Origin of the sequence: Sphingomonas aerolata (assembly GCF_003046295.1) — a bacterium.
GTDB lineage: Bacteria > Pseudomonadota > Alphaproteobacteria > Sphingomonadales > Sphingomonadaceae > Sphingomonas > Sphingomonas aerolata.
The window spans coordinates 1,237,990-1,253,725 of record NZ_PZZN01000001.1; the positions used below are offsets into that span (position 1 = coordinate 1,237,990).

Genomic DNA, 15,736 nt, shown 5'->3' on the forward strand with positions numbered 1-15,736 from the left:
TCATGCGCAGGTGGTCAGGCCCGGTGTTGCTCATCATCGCTGCCCCGGCTGCGGCCCAGCAGTCTGCCCCGGACGCTACCCCGCAAACCGCCGCCCCGCCCGCTTATGCTGCACCGGTCGATGATGCAGCATCTGCAGCAAACACGGTGATGCTGTTCGGGCAGGACGAGAGCAGGATGACGGTGCCCGTGTCGATCGCGGGCACCAGTCCGCAGAAGTTCGTCGTCGATACCGGCGCCCAACGCACCGTGATCTCGCGCGAGCTTGCGGCGGTGTTGCGGCTTGCGCCCGGCCGGATCGTCCGCGTCACGGGCATGACCGGATCGGACAGCGTCGCGACCGTGATCATCCCGGCGCTGCGGGTCGGCACGATCGACAGCCCGGCAATCGAAGCGCCCGCGATCGCCGCGCAGAATCTGGGTGCGCTGGGGCTGCTGGGGATCGACACGCTGCAGGGACGCGCGGTGGGGATCGATTTCGACACCCGCACGATGACCGTGACGCCCGCCCGCCGGCGCAACCGCCGCGAGCGAACCGAGCGGGGCGAGATCGTGGTCCGGGCGCGCAGCCTGTTCGGCCAGCTCGTCGTCACCGACGCCTATTGCAACGGCGTCCGGATCCGCGTGATCATCGATACCGGGTCGTCGGTCAGCATGGGCAATGCCGCACTGCGCCGCAAGCTGTTGCGCAAGCCGGTCCGGTCGCAATCGATCGCGCTGACCGGTGTCACCGGACAGACGGTGATGGCGGACTATTCGACGATCGATCGCGTCATGATCGGCAGCCTGACGATCACCAGCCTGCCGATCGCGCTGACGGCCGTCGACGCCCCGCCCTTTCGTCAGTTCGGACTGGCGGAACGGCCCGCGATCCTGCTCGGCATGGATGCGCTGACGCTGTTCCGCCGCGTCGACATCGACTTTGCCAATCGCGAGGTGCGGCTTGCCCTGCCGCGCAATGTCACGCAGCGTTGAGGTTGCGTGATCGATCATTCGCTGCAACGCTGCTGCAATAAACGATCAAGGGGACGACGATGCGCGCAGTAAGCAGGGTGATGGCGGGAGTGATGCTGACGGCCAGTGTCGTCACCATGCCCGGTACGGGATTTGCGCAGAGCCGCCCCGACCAGAAGGCGTTCTTCGGTCTCTACAAGGAGCTGGTCGAGACCAACACGACGCTGTCGTCGGGCAGCTGCACCCAAGCCGCAGCGCAGATCGGCGCGCGGCTGAAAAGCGCGGGCTATGCCGATGCCGACATCACCTATTTCTCGGTGCCCGAGCATCCCAAGGATGGCGGGCTGGTCGCGGTGCTGAAGGGGTCGGACGCGTCGATCAAGCCGATGCTGCTGCTCGGCCATCTCGACGTCGTCGAGGCCAAGCGCGAGGACTGGGTGCGCGATCCGTTCACGCTGATCGAGGAGGGCGGCTATTATTATGCGCGCGGCACCGTCGACGACAAGGCGCAGGCGGCGATCTGGTCCGACGCGATGATCCGCTTCAAGACATCGGGCTACACGCCGAAGCGGACGATCAAGCTCGCGCTGACCTGTGGCGAGGAGACGACCTTTGCGTGGAACGGCGCGCAATATCTCGCCGCGAGCAAGCCCGACCTGATTGCCGCCGAATTCGCGTTGAACGAGGGCGGCGGCGGGCGGCTCGACGATAATGGCAAGCGCCAGCTGCTGGCGATCCAGGTCGGTGAGAAGGCCGCGCAGAATTACACCTTCACCGCGACCAATCCCGGCGGGCACAGCTCGCAGCCGACGCCCGACAATGCGATCTACGAACTCGCTGACGCGGTGAAGGCGGTGCAGGGCCATGAATTCCCCGTGACCTTCACCGACACGACGCGCGCCTTCTTCGCCGCGAGCGCAAAGGCGATGCCGGGCACGATGGGCGACGCGATCACGCGGCTGCTCGCCAATCCGCAGGACAAGGCGGCGGATGCGATCGTCAGCCGCGACAAGGCGATGCATTCGACGCTGCGCACCACCTGTGTCGCGACGCTGCTGAGCGCGGGCCATGCCGAAAACGCGCTGCCGCAGCGCGCGACCGCGAATGTGAACTGCCGGATCTTTCCCGGCGAGACGGTCGACGGCACGCTCGCCAAGTTGAAATCGCTCGCCGGTTCCAAGGTGAGCGTGACCGCGAACCAGCCGGTCCGACCGACCGCGATCCCGCCGACGCTCGACCCCAAGATCATGGGCCCGGTGACGAAGGTCGCGGCCAAGCACTTCCCCGGCCTGCCGATCCTGCCGCTGATGTCGACCGGCGCGACCGACGGGATCTTCTTCGAGGCGATCGGCATCCCGGTTTACGGCGCGCCGGGCGTGTTCATCGACAAGGACATGGGCGGGATCCACGGCCTGAATGAGCGGATCCGGATCGCGTCGCTCTATGACGGCCGCGACTATCTGTACGATCTGGTCAAGGCATTCGCGGGGTGACGCTGAATCCCTCTCCCCTTGGGGGAGAGGGAGGGAGGAGCCGCAGGCGACGGAAGGGTGAGGGGCTTGAGGCGCGGACAGTCCGCCCCAATTCCCCTCACCCTTCCCACCCGGCTTCGCCGTGCGGGCCCCTTCCCTCTCCCGCTAGCGGAGAGGGAGTTTAGACCGTCACCTGTTCGCCGAGTTCGAGCACCTTGCCGGGCGGGATCCGCAGGAAATCGGTCGGATCGCTCGCGTTGCGCTGCAGGAACATGAAGATCCGGTCCTGCCAGGGCGGCATGCCCTTTTCCGCGTCGGGCTTGAGCGTGTTGCGGCCGATGAAGAACGACGTCCGCATCGGGTCGAGGCCGAGCTGTTCGGTCTTCGCGCCGACACCAAGATCGCGCGGCACGTCGGGCGATTCCATGAAGCCGTAGGTCAGCACGACGATCGAGAAATTGTCATCGACCCGCTCGACCTTGGCGCGGCCTGCTTGGTCGACGAACGGACGATCCGCGGTGCGGATGCTGACGATCAGGTTTCGCTCGTGCAGAACCTTGTTGTGCTTGAGGTTGTGGAGCAGCGCGCCGGGCGTCGCGTGCGGATTGGCGGTGAGGAACACCGCGGTCCCCGACACACGCTCGGGCGGGCGCTTCTCGAGCGCGGCGGCGAGGTCGCTGAGCGGGATGCTCTGCCGCTTCTCGAACGCGCTGACGATCTTCTTGCCACGCACCCAGGTGAAGATGATCAGCCCGATCGACGCCGCGATCACCAGTGGCACCCAGCCGCCCTCGATCACGCGCAGGATGTTCGCGCCGAAGAAGATCAGGTCGAGCGTCAGGAACGGTAGGATCGCGGCGAGCGCCAGCGGCCGCGACCAGTTCCAGCGGTGCCGCACGACGATATAGGCGAGCAGCGTGGTGACGACCATCGTGCCGGTCACCGCGATACCGTACGCCGCGGCCATCGCCGACGAGGTCTTGAACTGGATTACCAGCACCAGCACGCCGATCAGCAGCAGCCAGTTGATCGCGGGCAGGTAGATCTGCCCGGCGAACACCGCCGAGGTCTGGCGGATGCGCAGCCGCGGCAGCAGGCCGAGCTGGATCGCCTGCTGCGTCAGGCTGAACGCGCCGGTGATCACCGCCTGGCTGGCGATGACCGTCGCGAAGCCCGCGAGAATGATCAGCGCGGGGCGCAGTGATTCGGGTGCCATCAGGAAGAACCAGTCCTGATTGACGAACGGGACGCCCCGACGCGCGGCATCCTCGAGCTGCGACAGCGCGAACGCGCCTTGCCCGAGATAGTTGAGCGCGAGCGCGGGAAAGACCAGGAAGAACCAGCCGATCCGGATCGGCAGTTTGCCGAAATGGCCCATGTCCGCGGTCAGAGCTTCCGCTCCGGTGACGGTCAGGAACACCGCGCCGAGCACGAACAGGCCGGTGACGCCGTGGGTCGCGAGAAACGCGACACCGTAGGTCGGCGAGAAGACGCGGACGATCGAGGGCTCGTCGGCAATATGCCACACGCCCAGCGCACCGATCGCGACGAACCAGACGATGCAGACCGGACCGAACAGCTTCGAGACATGCGCGGTGCCGCGCGACTGGATCACGAACAGGACGATGAGAATCGCGATCGTCAACGCGCGCACCACGCCCTCGTTGAAGATGTGCGCCGCGCTCGGGATCGTGCGTAGCCCTTCCATTGCCGAGAGGACGGACAGGGCCGGCGTGATGATCGCATCGCCGTAGAACAGCGACGCGCCGGCGGCCCCGAGCACGATCGCGATCTTCGACCGGACCCCCAGGGCCCGCCTTGCGAGCGCTGCGAGCGCGAGCACGCCGCCCTCGCCCTGATTGTCCGCGCGCATCAGGAAGATGACGTATTTCACGGTGACGACGAGGAACAGCGACCACAGCGCCAGGCTGAGCACGCCGAGAATCTCGCTCAGATCGATACCGCCCGCAGCGCTCTGCCCGAGCGCTTCGCGGAAGGCATAGAGCGGGCTGGTGCCGATATCGCCGAACACCACGCCGATCGCCCCCACGGTCAGCGCGGCAAGCGCCGGGTGTGGGTGAAGATGCGCCGCCGACAGATCGGTGGACGTTTCAGCGGGCTGGGGTGTTCCGGCGACGGACGACATGGCGCGAAAAGCGCTCCTCCTGATGGGACGGCGCGCTTTACGCCGATTGCAGCCATGCGCAAGTGTTCGACGCTGCGCTGCACAATCGCTTGATTCGAACGTCGACCGACGGCATGGCCACCTGATGGTTCCCTTTTCGTTCGGCGGACACACGCTTTCGGCGCTGGCGGCAGGTGCGGTTTACTGGCCCGCGCGACACGCCTTGCTGGTTGCCGACCTGCATTTCGAAAAGGCGAGCTGGTTCGCCAGCCGTGGCCAGATGCTGCCACCTTATGATTCGATCGCGACGCTGACCGAACTCGCCGCCGTGCTCGACGCGACCGGCGCGACCGAGATCTGGTGTCTCGGCGACAGTTTCCACGACAGCGACGGCTGCGACCGGCTGCCGGACCGCGCGCAGGCGATGCTGCGCGCCATGACACAAAAGACGCACTGGACCTGGATCACGGGCAATCATGACCCCATGATCCTCGATCGGTGCGGTGGCACAGTCGTCGACGAGGCCTGTGTCGATGGCCTGGTGCTGCGCCACGAGGCCGATCCGCGCGAGACCCGGCCCGAACTCTCGGGCCATTTCCATCCCAAATTGCGCCTTCGGCTGCGCGGCAAGCAGGTCGCGCGGCGGTGTTTCGTCGCGACCCAGACCAAGCTGATCCTGCCCGCCTTCGGTTCGCTGACGGGCGGGCTGGACGTCGACCATCCCGAGATCATCCGCGCCGTGGGCAGTGGTGCGCAGGCACTGTTGCCGGTCGCGGACCGGATGCTGCGGTTTCCGGTCGCGGCGCGACCGGCGGACGCGCGGATCGCCGTGTCAGCCTGACGCGATCAGCCGGCGTTAGCTGGCGATCGTCGGGAAGGCCTTACGGAACGCCGCGAGCTTGGGCTTGTCCCAGGCGACGATGTAGGGATGCGTCGGATTCCGGTCGAAAAAGTCCTGATGATAGGCTTCGGCGGGATAGAAGCTGCCGGTTTCCAGCGTCGTGACGATCGGCCGCGGAAACGCACGGGTCTGGCCGAGTTGCGCGATATAGGACCGTGCGACCCGCACCTGCTGCGGCGATTGCGGGAAGATCGCCGAGCGGTAGCTGGTCCCGCTGTCGGGACCTTGGCGGTTCAGCTGCGTCGGATCATGCGCGATCGAAAAATAGACGCGCAACAGCGTGGCGTAGCTCACGACGCGGGGATCATAGCTGATCCGCACCGCCTCGGCATGCCGCGTGGTTTCGCTCGACACCTGCTCATAGGTCGCGGTCGCCTTGGTCCCGCCGGCATAGCCTGCGGTCACGCCCTTGACGCCGCGGACATGCTCGAACACCGCCTCGAGCCCCCAGAAACAGCCACCCGCCAGCACCGCGGTCTGCAGGTTGCCCGTACGCGGCACGTCGACGGTCGCGGCCGGGATGATGACCGCGCGCTCTGCCTGCGCAGAACCGGTGGCGATGACCGCACCGGCGAGTCCGACGGCGGCGAGCGTTGCGAAAAGGGGCGTGTGCATGTTGATCATGTGGGGCGTCTCGATGACGTTTCCAGCCCCGGCGCGGAATGCCTTTCGGCGACCGATTACCGGGATTCAGCAGGCTCAGTGCTGGGCGGGCGCGGTGTGCACGGGCGCGCCATACACCGGCTGGGTTGCCTCGGCGGGCTGGAACGCAAGGAGACCCAGCGCACCCAGAACAAAACCGCCAGTAAACTGCCAGAGAAAGCTCGACTTGATAAGATTGCGCATCATGCGCTCCTGTTGAAATCAGACTTGGTGTGATCCCGGTGGATCACGTCAGCTACGACCCAGCATGTCGTGGGGATGCCGCGTCTTCACAATGCCGTTTTAGGAAACGGTCGATTAACGCGATGTGGCCAATCCGTTCATCCGCCAGCAGGGTTGCTGGCGGATGTCCGGGCATGTCCGCGATGTTGCCGGGCGTGCTGGATCAGCGCAGCGCGGCGCAGGCGGTCTGGATCCGCGTGCAGGCCTCGCGCAGCAGCGTGTCCGACGTGGCATAGCTGATCCGGAACGCCGGGCTGAGGCCGAACGCCGCGCCCTGCACGACTGCGACCTTGGCATCGTCGAGCAGATAGCCGACCATCGCCTCGTCGGTGTCGATCAGCCGACCGTTCGGCGTCGACTTGCCGATCAGCGCGGCGAACGACGGATAGACATAGAACGCCCCCTCGGGCGTCGGGCATTCCATGCCGTCGATTTCGTTCAGCATCGACACGACCAGATCGCGGCGGCGTTGGAAGGCGGTGTTGCGCTCGGCGAGGAACGACTGGTCGCCGTTGAGCGCGGCGACGGCGGCGGCCTGCGCGATCGAGCACGGGTTCGAGGTCGACTGCGACTGGAGCTTGGCCATCGCCTTGATCAGCCAGCTTGCGCCGCCCGCATAGCCGATCCGCCAGCCGGTCATCGCATAGGCCTTCGAACAGCCATTGACGGTCAGCGTGCGCTCGAACAGCTCGGGGCAGGCCTCGGCGATCGTCGCGAACCTGAAGCCGTCATAGACGATATGCTCGTACATATCGTCGGCGAAGATCCAGACATGCGGGTGCTTCGCGAGCACCGCGCCCAGAGCCTTCAGCTCGTCGATCGTGTAGCCGGCGCCGGTCGGGTTCGACGGCGAGTTGAGGATCACCCACTTGGTCCTGGGCGTGATCGCCGCGTCGAGCGCCTCGGGTGCGAGCTTGTAGCCGACCTCGGGGCCGGCCTTGACGATCACCGGCACACCGCCGGCGAACTGCACGACGTCGGGATAGCTGACCCAATAGGGTGCGGGGATCACGACCTCGTCACCCGGGTCGATCGTCGCGACCATCGCGTTGAACAGGGTGTGCTTGCCGCCGACGTTCACGCTGATCTGGTCGGTCGCATAGGTCAGGCCATTGTCGCGCGCGAACTTGGCGGCGATCGCCTGCTTCAACTCGATCGTGCCGTCGACATTGGTGTATTTCGTCTTCCCGTCGCGAATCGCCTGGATCGCGGCGTCCTTGACGAAATCGGGCGTGTCGAAATCAGGCTCGCCCGCCCCCAGCCCGATCACGTCGACGCCGGCGCGCTTCAGTTCGAGCACACGCGACGTAATCGCGAGGGTCGGCGAAGGGCTGATGCGGCCAAGGGCGGCGGATGCGTGCATGGTGAAACCTCTGCGGTTGACCGCAGCGGCGCCTGCGGAATTCGCGCGGGCTATACGCCGCGATTGCCTGATTTCGCAACCGCAACAACGGCCGGAACGAGCCCGCGTACTGCATTTCCCATCCGGAACCCGTTGGCGAGGTCGGCGCGCGTCAACCGTCCCTCGATCGCCTGGCCGCTGGCGAGCAGATCGGCGCGCAGCACGCCGGGGATCAGCGCGCCCGCGGGCGGGGTCACGAGCACCCCGTTGCGCGGGACGAACAGCGAGGTGAAGCTGCCCTCCGTCAGGAAGCCGTCGGGCGCCTCGAACACCACTTCGGTGGTGCCCGCGGCACGCCGCGCGTCGTCGTAAAAGGCGCGGTCGCTGGTCTTGTGGCGCAGCCGGATATCGGCGGGCGCGACGGGCAGCGGGACGATCGCCACCGTCATCTGCGCGGGCGTGACCGGCAACGGACCGACCTGGATCGCGACCGCGCCCGATGCCGCGACGACCAGCCGGATCCGCCGCGGACCGCGCAACCGGAAGGTCGCCGCCTGCAGCTCGTTCCGAACCGCGTGACGATCGAAGCTGAACCCCAGCGCCGCAGCACTCGCGGTCAGCCGGGCGAGATGCAGTTCGAGCAGCATCACCCCATGTTCGGGGTCGAACGCCATCGTCTCGATCAGGTCCAGCTTGCGCTGTCCGGCGGTGACGAAGGCCGCCTTGTCCGCGCATTCCTGCCATTCCTGGTCGGCGACGCTGTCCGCGACGATCCCCGAGCCGAGCCCCATCACCGCGCCACCGTCGCGCACCGTCAGCGTGCGGATCGCGACGTTCAGGGCGGCGTCGCCACTCGGATCGAACCGGCCGATCGCGCCGGTATAGAGGCCGCGGGGGCGGGCCTGCTCGACCTCTGCGATGACCTCCATCGCGCGCTGCTTGGGCGCGCCGGTGATCGAGCCGCAGGGGAACAGCGCGGCGAGCACATCGATCGCATCGCGACCGGGGGTCAGCCGCGCTGCCACCGTCGAGGTCATCTGGTGGACGGTTGGATAGGTCTCCACCGTGAACAGGTCGGGGACCGAGACACCCTGCGCGACCTGCGACAGATCGTTGCGCATCAGGTCGACGATCATCAGATTTTCCGCGCGCTGCTTCGGATCGGCGGCCAGCTCCTCGGCAAGGCGGCGATCGACGTCGGGCGTGGCGCCGCGTGGCGCGGTGCCCTTCATCGGCCGACAGGTCAGCCGATCGCCCTCGAGCGTGAAGAAGAGTTCGGGCGACAGCGACAGACAGGTCTCGTCGCCCGTGTCGATCAGCGCGCCATAGCCGGCGCGCGCCTGGTGTCTGAGGCGGGCATAGAGCGCGCGGGGATCGCCGATGAACGGTACGGTCGCGGCAAAGGTCAGATTGGCCTGATAGATGTCGCCCGCCGCGATCAGCGCGAGCAGCCGCGCGATTCGCGCATCATAGGCCTCGCGGTCGATCTGCGGCTGCGGCGGCCCGACCCAGATCCCGGCGGGATCGGGCAACAGCGCGGGCAGCGCCGCCGCGGGGATCGTCTCGTAGCGCTCGAACAGGCCGAACCACAGCAACGGGCCGTCCGGCGGGCCGGCATCGACCGCACGCGACGCAAACGTCATCCCCGCCTCATAGGCCAGCATCCCCGCGGCATGCAGTCCCTCGGCCAGTCCGCGACGGATCTCCGCAAGCGCGGGTTGCACGGCATCGGGGGTGTCCGCGCGAACGACCCGGACAGGCCGGTCGTACAGGCGCGCGGGTGCCCCCGCCTCCCGGGCATCATCAAGCAACACGAAGGGCGCAGTCCACATCGTGCCGACTGATGCACGGGGCGACAGGCAAACCGCAAGGGGCGATTGCCCGAAACCGCCCGCCGCCCTATTTTGCCGGAATGACAAAGACCTCCCTGCCGCCGCTGCGTGCCGCGATCATCCCCGTCACGCCGATCCAGCAGAACTGCACGTTGCTGTGGTGCACCGCGACGATGAAGGCGGCGGTGGTCGATCCCGGCGGCGACCTGCCGCGAATCAAGGCGGCGATCGCGGAGGCGGGTGTGACGGTCGAGAAGATCCTGCTGACGCACGGGCATATCGACCATGCCGGCGAGGCGAAGGCGCTGGCCGACGATCTGGCAGTGCCGATCGAGGGGCCACACAAGGCCGACCGTTTCTGGCTCCAGCGGCTCGACCAGGACGGGCCGAAATACGGGATCGCGGGCGTCAATTTCGAACCCGACCGGTGGCTGGTCGAGGGCGACCGGGTGTCGGTCGGCGATCTCGTTCTCGATGTCTACGAGACGCCGGGGCACACCGAAGGCCATGTGATCTTCCATCACGCGCCATCGAAATTCGCGCAGGTCGGCGACGTGCTGTTCCAGGGGTCGGTCGGACGATCGGACATGCCCGGCGGCAATCACCGCGTGCTGCTGTCCTCGATCGTCGAGAAGCTGTGGCCGCTGGGCAGCGACACGAGCTTCATCCCGGGGCACGGCCCGGCGAGCACGTTCGCGCATGAACGTGCGACGAACCTGTTCGTGAGCGATCGGGCGCTGGCGGCGTAGGTCCCTGTTCTCCCGCGGAGGCGGAAGGACACCGGGAAGCAGATGTCCAACGCGCCAATCACCCCACCCCGGCGAAGGCCGGGGCCCAGTTGGGGGACCAAGATTGGCGGAGGTAGCGCGCCGTTACTGCAACCTTCCCAACTGGACCCCGGCTTTCGCCGGGGTGGTAGCGAGAGTGGGCTAAGTCCTACTTCCGCTCCCCCGCGCTTTCAGCCCGGACCGACTTGAACTCGGAGTCGTCGCGCCACTCCGGCCACAAGCGGCTGTTCGCCAGCTTCGTGCCGATCGTCTTAAACAGACCGACATCCTGCGCCGCGCCGCGCAGATCCCAGTCCGACTCCCACGCGTCGCACGTCTGGTGATAGCATTTCATATAGCCGTCGAGCCACGCCTGCCCCGCCGGGCGCCCGCCCGTCACGAGGTCGGACGCGCCGCTGATCGCCATCAGCAACAGCGTCGGCACGCCGCGCCGTGCAACCGAGAAATGATCCGCGCGGTAGAACAGCCCCCGTTCGGGGAGCGCTTCGGGGGTTACGACGCGGCCCTGCGCCTTCGCCGCATCGCCCAGCATGTCCTCGAGGCTGTTCTGACCCGCGCCGACCAGCAGGACGTCGCGCGCCGGCCCTGCCGTCTGGAGAATGTCGAGCGTCAGGTTGGCGACCGTCTTCGCCGCGTGATAGACCGGTTTTACCGCATAGGTTTCCGACCCGAGCAGCCCCCGCTCCTCCCCGCTCCACAACGCGAAGACGAGGCTGCGGTCGGTGCGCGGCGCGGCGGCAAAGCTGCGGGCAAGGCCGAGCACGCCCGCGACGCCGAGCGCGTCGTCATTGGCACCCGGGCGGATCGTGCGCCCCTGCGCATCGGGCGCGCCGACGCCATACGCATCCCAATGCGCCCCGAACATCACCACTTCGTCGGGACGGGTCTTGCCGGGCAGCATCGCCAGCACGTTGCGGCTCTCCGCCGTGTCATGACGGACGGGAAGGTCGGTCGTGAACCGCTGCTTCAGCGCGACGGGGCGGAAATCGCTATGCCGCGCGGCCTTGCGCAATGTGGCGAGGTTGAGCCCGGAGGCGGCGAACAGCCGGGTCGCGGCGGCCCCTTCGATCCACCCCTGCAGCAGCACGCGCGAGGTCGGATCCTCGCGCACGATGTCGTAATTCTCGCCCGCGGGTGCGGTGACCGTCGCCCAGCCATAGCCGGCACCCGGCGTGTCGTGGACGATCAGCGCCGCCACCGCGCCGCGCCGCGCGGCCTCCTCGAACTTGTAGGCCCAGCGTCCATAATAGGTCATGCGGCGATCGCCGAACCGGCCCTTCGCGTCGTCGCCCGCCACCGCCTCGAAATCGGGGTCGTTGACCAGGAAGACCGCGACCTTGCCCTTCAGGTCGAGACCCTTGAAGTCGTCCCAGCCGCGTTCGGGCGCGGTGACGCCGTAGCCGACAAAGACCATCGGCGCGTCGGCGATCGCGACGCGGTCGACCCCGCGCACCGTGCTGAGATAGACGTCGCGGCCCTGGACCAGCGGCGTGGCCCCGGCGCGCACGCTGCCCTGCGCCAGCCGCGTGTGGACCAGCGGCACCGCCTGCGTCCAGCTGCCGTCTGGCCCGCCCGGCGACAGCTTCATCGCCTTGAACTGCGCGATGAGCCAGTTGATCGTCCTGGTTTCGCCCGCGGTTCCCGGTGCCCGGCCCTCGAACGCGTCCGACGCCAGCGTCCTGACATCGGCGGACAGATGCTCGGGCGAGATGGCGTCCTGCGCCTGGCCGTCCTTCGCAAGGCCGGGCGTCGCGACCGCGAACAGCATCGGCGTGGCGAGGAGGGCGGCGACATTCCGGACGATGCTCATGCGCGACCCTCGATCGGTGCCGTCTGGAACGTCGTGACCGACGGCGTGGTACCGGCCTGATAGGCGATCGTGAGCGCCCAGCCCGCGAGCAGCGCCATCAGCGCCCAGGTCGCGAGTGCGCCACCGGCGCGCGGCAGGTTCGACGTCGTCTTGTCCATGCCGAAGGCGTGCGCGATTCGCGCGACGACGAAAACGACCCCGGCGATCCACAACCAGCGGGGCGATCCGCCACCCAGTTCGATCAGCGCGAACAGGATCAGGATGAAGGGCGCATATTCGACGAAGTTCGCCTGCGCGCGCATCCGCCCCTGCAGGACCGGATTGCCATTGTCGCCCAGCAGGACATTGTCCTTGAGGCGAGTCGGCACGATCCGGAAGGCCAGCCAGAGATTGATGACCGCGGCCGCGGCGGCGATCGTCAGGGTTACGGGCAGGATCATGCAGCTTATTCCTCGATGTTTCCGGTGTGCGCGGGTCGTGCCACTGTGCCACCATGCTTGCAACGCAGGCGATTATCGCTATAGCGCCACGCTTCGCGATGCGTCAGGCCGTATGGTAGCTCACGCGGCCGACCTTAACAGTCGGTTGCCGACTCCTTCGTCCGGGCCTATCGGAGCCCCGACCTTTATAAAGAACAAGGTGCCGAAATGGCCGTCCCCAAGAGAAAAACCTCGCCCTCCAAGCGCGGCATGCGCCGTGGCCACGATTCGCTGACGATCGCGGCATTTCAGGAGTGCCCGAACTGTGGCGAACTCAAGCGCCCGCATAACCTCTGCACGTCTTGCGGCCATTACAACGGTCGCGAAATCCTTTCGGTCGAGGGCTGAGCCCTTACCTGAGCGAAGGACGTGAGCATGCCCGACAGCGCCTGGATCGCCGTCGATGCGATGGGTGGCGATGACGGGCTGGCGGTAATGCTGGCGGGCGTCGCGCGTGCGCGACGCCAGTTTGACGGCATGCATTTCCTGCTGGTCGGTGACGAAACCGCGATTCGCGACGGGCTGAAAGCTCATCCGAATCTCGAACTCAACTCCGAGATCGTCCATGCCCCCGAGGTGGTTGGCTCAAGCGACAAGCCGAGCCAGGCGATTCGTCGCGCCAAAACGACATCGATGGGCATCGCCATCGATCTCGTCAAAAAGGGGCGTGCTGCAGCCGCGGTCTCGAGCGGCAACACGGGCGCGCTGATGGCGATGGCCAAGCTGTCGCTCAGGACGCTGCCGGGCATCGATCGCCCGGCGCTCGCCGCGCGTCTCCCGACGCTTGGCGACACCGACATGGTGATGCTCGACCTCGGTGCGAATACCGAGTGCGATGCGCGCAACCTTGTCCAGTTCGCGATCATGGGCGGCGCCTATGCACGCACCGCACTCGACATCGCCCATCCGCGTGTCGCGCTGCTCAATATCGGCAGCGAGGACATGAAGGGCACCGACGAGATTCGCGAGGCCGCCGCCATGCTGCGCGCGACGCCCAAGCTCGACATGGATTTCACCGGCTTCATCGAAGGCGACCGGCTGTCGCGCGGCGATGTCGACGTCGTCGTATGCGACGGCTTTTCGGGCAATATCGCGCTCAAGACCGCCGAGGGCACTGCGCGATTCGTCGCCGACCTGCTCAAGCGCGCGTTCCGCAGCTCGGTCCGGTCGAAGCTCGGCTTCCTGATTTCGAAGCCCGCGACCGAATTGCTGCGCGATCATCTCGATCCCAATAATCACAACGGCGCGGTGTTTCTCGGGCTCAACGGCATCGTCGTCAAAAGCCATGGCGGCGCCAATGAGCGCGGCGTGGCGACGGCGATCGGCAACGCCGCCAAGATGGTGAGAAACGACCTCGTCCGCCGGATCAGCGACGATCTGGGCAACGTCAAGGAAGCCGCATGATCCGTTCGGTCATTACCGGCACCGGATCGGCCCTGCCGGTCCGCCGCGTCTCGAATGCGCAGCTGGCGGAACAGGTCGACACCAGCGACGAATGGATCGTCGAGCGCACCGGCATCCGGTTCCGCCATATCGCCGGCGAAGGTGAGACGACCGCGACTCTGGCGGCCGACGCCTGCCGCGCGGCTCTCGCTGCAGCTGGCGTGGACGCGCAGGACATCGACCTGATCGTGCTCGCCACCGCGACGCCCGACCAGACCTTCCCCGCCAGCGCGACCAAGGTGCAGGCGATGCTCGGCATCGACGACTGCGTCGCGTTCGACGTCGCCGCGGTCTGCTCGGGCTTTCTCTACGCGGTCCAGGTCGTCGACAGCATGATCCGCAGCGGCGTCGCCAAGCGCGCGCTGGTGATCGGCGCCGAGACGTTCAGCCGGATCCTCGACTGGGAGGATCGCACGACCTGCGTCCTGTTCGGCGACGGCGCGGGCGCGATCGTGCTCGAGGCGCAGGACACCGCCGATGAGGGCGGACGCGGCATCCTGACCACCAAGCTGCACGCCGACGGGCGGCACAACCAGCTTCTCTATGTCGATGGCGGCGTCTCGACCACCGGGACGGTCGGCAAGCTCAGGATGAAGGGCCGCGAGGTGTTTCGTCACGCGGTGACCAACCTTGCCGCCGTCATGACCGAATCGCTGGCGATGGCGGGCCTGTCCGCGGACCAGGTCGACTGGGTCGTGCCGCACCAGGCGAATGCCCGGATCCTCGACGCGACCGCGCGCAAGCTGGGCCTTGCCCCCGAGCGCGTCGTCGTCACCGTCGACCAGCATGCCAACACCTCCGCGGCGTCGGTGCCGCTCGCGCTCGACGTGGCGGTCCGTGACGGACGGATCCAGCAGGGCCAGATCGTCGTGCTCGAGGCGATGGGTGGCGGCTTTACTTGGGGTGCGGCCGTCATCCGCTTCTAAACGCAACTGAAAGCCAGTTGCAATTTGTCCGATAAAGCTCTTCCGATGATCACGCTGCTTGTGTAGGTACCGCAATGGGTGTGGGAGTTTCGGAATGACAATGACGGGTACGCTGACACGAGCCGATCTAGCCGAATCGCTTCATCGCGAAATCGGACTTTCGCGATCGGATGCCTCAAAAGTCGTCGAACAGATCCTGACCGAGATGTGCGAAGCGCTGACCAGCGGGCAGAATGTCAAGATTTCCGGCTTCGGTACGTTCGTTCTGCGCGACAAGGGCGAGCGCATCGGTCGCAACCCCAAGACGGGCGTCGAGGTGCCGATCGCACCGCGCCGCGTGCTGACGTTCCGCGCAAGCCAGATGATGCGCGAACGCATCGTCGGCGCAGGCTGAGGCACGCGATGCCGGACAGTTCCGGCAAGGCCAGTACCGCATTCCGGACCATCGGCGAACTGTCGAACGATACCGGCTTGCCACAGCATATCCTGCGCTACTGGGAAACGCGTTTTCCCCAGCTCCGACCGCTCCAGCGTGCCGGGAATCGTCGCTATTACCGCGTCGAGGACGTCGCGCTGGTGCGCCGGATCGACCAGCTGCTCAATCGCGACGGCTATACCGTGCGCGGCGTACAGCAGCTGCTGGCCGCCGAAAAGGGCGCACCGCCCGCGGTCGCTCCCGAGATCGTTGCGCCCGCCGAGACGCCGATCACGTCACTGCGCGCGATCCGCGACATGCTCGCCGAGGCCCTGGCCGCGGATTGATCCGCATGCCTGCCGGTT

The 15,736-nt window shown here is 66.9% G+C and carries 16 protein-coding genes; 9 read left to right on the forward strand and 7 right to left on the reverse strand.

What is annotated here, in order from left to right; translation table 11 throughout:
- Window positions 1-2 precede the first annotated feature (2 nt).
- Window positions 3-974: an aspartyl protease family protein gene (locus tag C8J24_RS05750; RefSeq protein ID WP_107930905.1), complete on the forward strand. Its 972-nt coding sequence runs from the start codon at window positions 3-5 to the stop codon at window positions 972-974.
- Window positions 975-1,066: 92 nt separating this feature from the next.
- On the forward strand, window positions 1,067-2,446 hold the full coding sequence (locus C8J24_RS05755; protein WP_244180439.1) for a M20/M25/M40 family metallo-hydrolase: 1,380 nt from the start codon (window positions 1,067-1,069) through the stop codon (window positions 2,444-2,446).
- A 160-nt stretch (window positions 2,447-2,606) separates the two neighbouring features.
- Here C8J24_RS05755 and C8J24_RS05760 read toward each other — a convergent pair whose 3' ends face one another.
- Entirely contained in the window at window positions 2,607-4,571 is a 1,965-nt protein-coding gene (locus C8J24_RS05760) for a potassium transporter Kup (RefSeq protein WP_107930909.1), read from the reverse strand.
- A 124-nt stretch (window positions 4,572-4,695) separates the two neighbouring features.
- Here C8J24_RS05760 and pdeM point away from each other — a divergent pair, with 124 nt between their 5' ends.
- Window positions 4,696-5,391 carry a ligase-associated DNA damage response endonuclease PdeM gene (pdeM, locus tag C8J24_RS05765; RefSeq protein WP_107930911.1) on the forward strand — a complete coding sequence of 232 codons (696 nt, stop codon included), beginning with the start codon at window positions 4,696-4,698 and terminating at the stop codon, window positions 5,389-5,391.
- Between the two features lie 15 nt (window positions 5,392-5,406).
- Here pdeM and msrA read toward each other — a convergent pair whose 3' ends face one another.
- From msrA to pabB, 4 genes are all read right to left on the reverse strand, one after another.
- Window positions 5,407-6,066, reverse strand: a complete 660-nt coding sequence (gene msrA, locus C8J24_RS05770; RefSeq protein ID WP_107931468.1) for a peptide-methionine (S)-S-oxide reductase MsrA — start codon at window positions 6,064-6,066, stop codon at window positions 5,407-5,409.
- An 84-nt stretch (window positions 6,067-6,150) separates the two neighbouring features.
- Window positions 6,151-6,297, reverse strand: a complete 147-nt coding sequence (locus C8J24_RS17520) for a hypothetical protein (RefSeq protein WP_167396704.1) — start codon at window positions 6,295-6,297, stop codon at window positions 6,151-6,153.
- 202 nt (window positions 6,298-6,499) lie between these two features.
- Window positions 6,500-7,699, reverse strand: a complete 1,200-nt coding sequence (locus C8J24_RS05775) for a pyridoxal phosphate-dependent aminotransferase (protein WP_107930913.1) — start codon at window positions 7,697-7,699, stop codon at window positions 6,500-6,502.
- 50 nt (window positions 7,700-7,749) lie between these two features.
- Window positions 7,750-9,510 (reverse strand): aminodeoxychorismate synthase component I, encoded by a 1,761-nt coding sequence (pabB, locus tag C8J24_RS05780; protein ID WP_107930915.1) that lies wholly within the window; start codon window positions 9,508-9,510, stop codon window positions 7,750-7,752.
- Window positions 9,511-9,590: 80 nt separating this feature from the next.
- On the opposite strand from pabB, the gene C8J24_RS05785 reads away from it, so the two are divergent.
- Window positions 9,591-10,259, forward strand: coding sequence for an MBL fold metallo-hydrolase (locus C8J24_RS05785; RefSeq protein WP_107930917.1), 669 nt, complete (start codon window positions 9,591-9,593; stop codon window positions 10,257-10,259).
- A 187-nt stretch (window positions 10,260-10,446) separates the two neighbouring features.
- On the opposite strand, the gene C8J24_RS05790 is transcribed toward C8J24_RS05785, so the two are convergent.
- Together C8J24_RS05790 and C8J24_RS05795 are read right to left on the reverse strand one after the other, a co-directional pair.
- Entirely contained in the window at window positions 10,447-12,108 is a 1,662-nt protein-coding gene (locus C8J24_RS05790; RefSeq protein ID WP_167396705.1) for a M28 family metallopeptidase, read from the reverse strand.
- Window positions 12,105-12,548 carry an MAPEG family protein gene (locus C8J24_RS05795; protein ID WP_107930919.1) on the reverse strand — a complete coding sequence of 148 codons (444 nt, stop codon included), beginning with the start codon at window positions 12,546-12,548 and terminating at the stop codon, window positions 12,105-12,107. The genes C8J24_RS05790 and C8J24_RS05795 overlap by 4 nt, the downstream gene beginning before the upstream one ends.
- A gap of 207 nt (window positions 12,549-12,755) precedes the next feature.
- Here C8J24_RS05795 and rpmF point away from each other — a divergent pair, with 207 nt between their 5' ends.
- From rpmF to C8J24_RS05820, 5 genes are all read left to right on the forward strand, one after another.
- Complete coding sequence (gene rpmF / locus C8J24_RS05800; RefSeq protein WP_031438822.1) at window positions 12,756-12,935, forward strand: 50S ribosomal protein L32; 180 nt, start codon at window positions 12,756-12,758, stop codon at window positions 12,933-12,935.
- Window positions 12,936-12,962: 27 nt separating this feature from the next.
- Window positions 12,963-13,991 (forward strand): phosphate acyltransferase PlsX, encoded by a 1,029-nt coding sequence (gene plsX, locus C8J24_RS05805; protein WP_031395324.1) that lies wholly within the window; start codon window positions 12,963-12,965, stop codon window positions 13,989-13,991.
- Entirely contained in the window at window positions 13,988-14,956 is a 969-nt protein-coding gene (locus tag C8J24_RS05810; RefSeq protein WP_107930921.1) for a beta-ketoacyl-ACP synthase III, read from the forward strand. The genes plsX and C8J24_RS05810 overlap by 4 nt, the downstream gene beginning before the upstream one ends.
- 94 nt (window positions 14,957-15,050) lie before the next feature.
- A complete protein-coding gene (locus C8J24_RS05815) occupies window positions 15,051-15,350 on the forward strand; it encodes an integration host factor subunit alpha (RefSeq protein ID WP_031395326.1) in 300 nt (99 codons plus the stop codon).
- Between the two features lie 8 nt (window positions 15,351-15,358).
- Window positions 15,359-15,718: a MerR family transcriptional regulator gene (locus C8J24_RS05820; protein WP_107930923.1), complete on the forward strand. Its 360-nt coding sequence runs from the start codon at window positions 15,359-15,361 to the stop codon at window positions 15,716-15,718.
- The last annotated feature ends 18 nt before the right edge of the window (window positions 15,719-15,736 follow it).

Excerpts from the sequence above, each read along its gene's own strand:
- msrA (WP_107931468.1), bottom strand. The coding sequence starts at position 6,066 with ATGCACACGCCCCTTTTCGCAACGCTCGCCGCCGTCGGACTCGCCGGT.
- C8J24_RS05815 (WP_031395326.1), top strand. The coding sequence starts at position 15,051 with ATGACAATGACGGGTACGCTGACACGAGCCGATCTAGCCGAATCGCTT.
- rpmF (WP_031438822.1), top strand. The coding sequence starts at position 12,756 with ATGGCCGTCCCCAAGAGAAAAACCTCGCCCTCCAAGCGCGGCATGCGC.
- C8J24_RS05755 (WP_244180439.1), top strand. The coding sequence starts at position 1,067 with ATGCTGACGGCCAGTGTCGTCACCATGCCCGGTACGGGATTTGCGCAG.
- C8J24_RS05775 (WP_107930913.1), bottom strand. The coding sequence starts at position 7,699 with ATGCACGCATCCGCCGCCCTTGGCCGCATCAGCCCTTCGCCGACCCTC.
- C8J24_RS05820 (WP_107930923.1), top strand. The coding sequence starts at position 15,359 with ATGCCGGACAGTTCCGGCAAGGCCAGTACCGCATTCCGGACCATCGGC.
- C8J24_RS05790 (WP_167396705.1), bottom strand. The coding sequence starts at position 12,108 with ATGAGCATCGTCCGGAATGTCGCCGCCCTCCTCGCCACGCCGATGCTG.
- pdeM (WP_107930911.1), top strand. The coding sequence starts at position 4,696 with ATGGTTCCCTTTTCGTTCGGCGGACACACGCTTTCGGCGCTGGCGGCA.
- plsX (WP_031395324.1), top strand. The coding sequence starts at position 12,963 with ATGCCCGACAGCGCCTGGATCGCCGTCGATGCGATGGGTGGCGATGAC.
- C8J24_RS05785 (WP_107930917.1), top strand. The coding sequence starts at position 9,591 with ATGACAAAGACCTCCCTGCCGCCGCTGCGTGCCGCGATCATCCCCGTC.
- C8J24_RS05795 (WP_107930919.1), bottom strand. The coding sequence starts at position 12,548 with ATGATCCTGCCCGTAACCCTGACGATCGCCGCCGCGGCCGCGGTCATC.
- C8J24_RS05760 (WP_107930909.1), bottom strand. The coding sequence starts at position 4,571 with ATGTCGTCCGTCGCCGGAACACCCCAGCCCGCTGAAACGTCCACCGAT.
- C8J24_RS05750 (WP_107930905.1), top strand. The coding sequence starts at position 3 with ATGCGCAGGTGGTCAGGCCCGGTGTTGCTCATCATCGCTGCCCCGGCT.
- C8J24_RS17520 (WP_167396704.1), bottom strand. The coding sequence starts at position 6,297 with ATGCGCAATCTTATCAAGTCGAGCTTTCTCTGGCAGTTTACTGGCGGT.
- pabB (WP_107930915.1), bottom strand. The coding sequence starts at position 9,510 with ATGTGGACTGCGCCCTTCGTGTTGCTTGATGATGCCCGGGAGGCGGGG.
- C8J24_RS05810 (WP_107930921.1), top strand. The coding sequence starts at position 13,988 with ATGATCCGTTCGGTCATTACCGGCACCGGATCGGCCCTGCCGGTCCGC.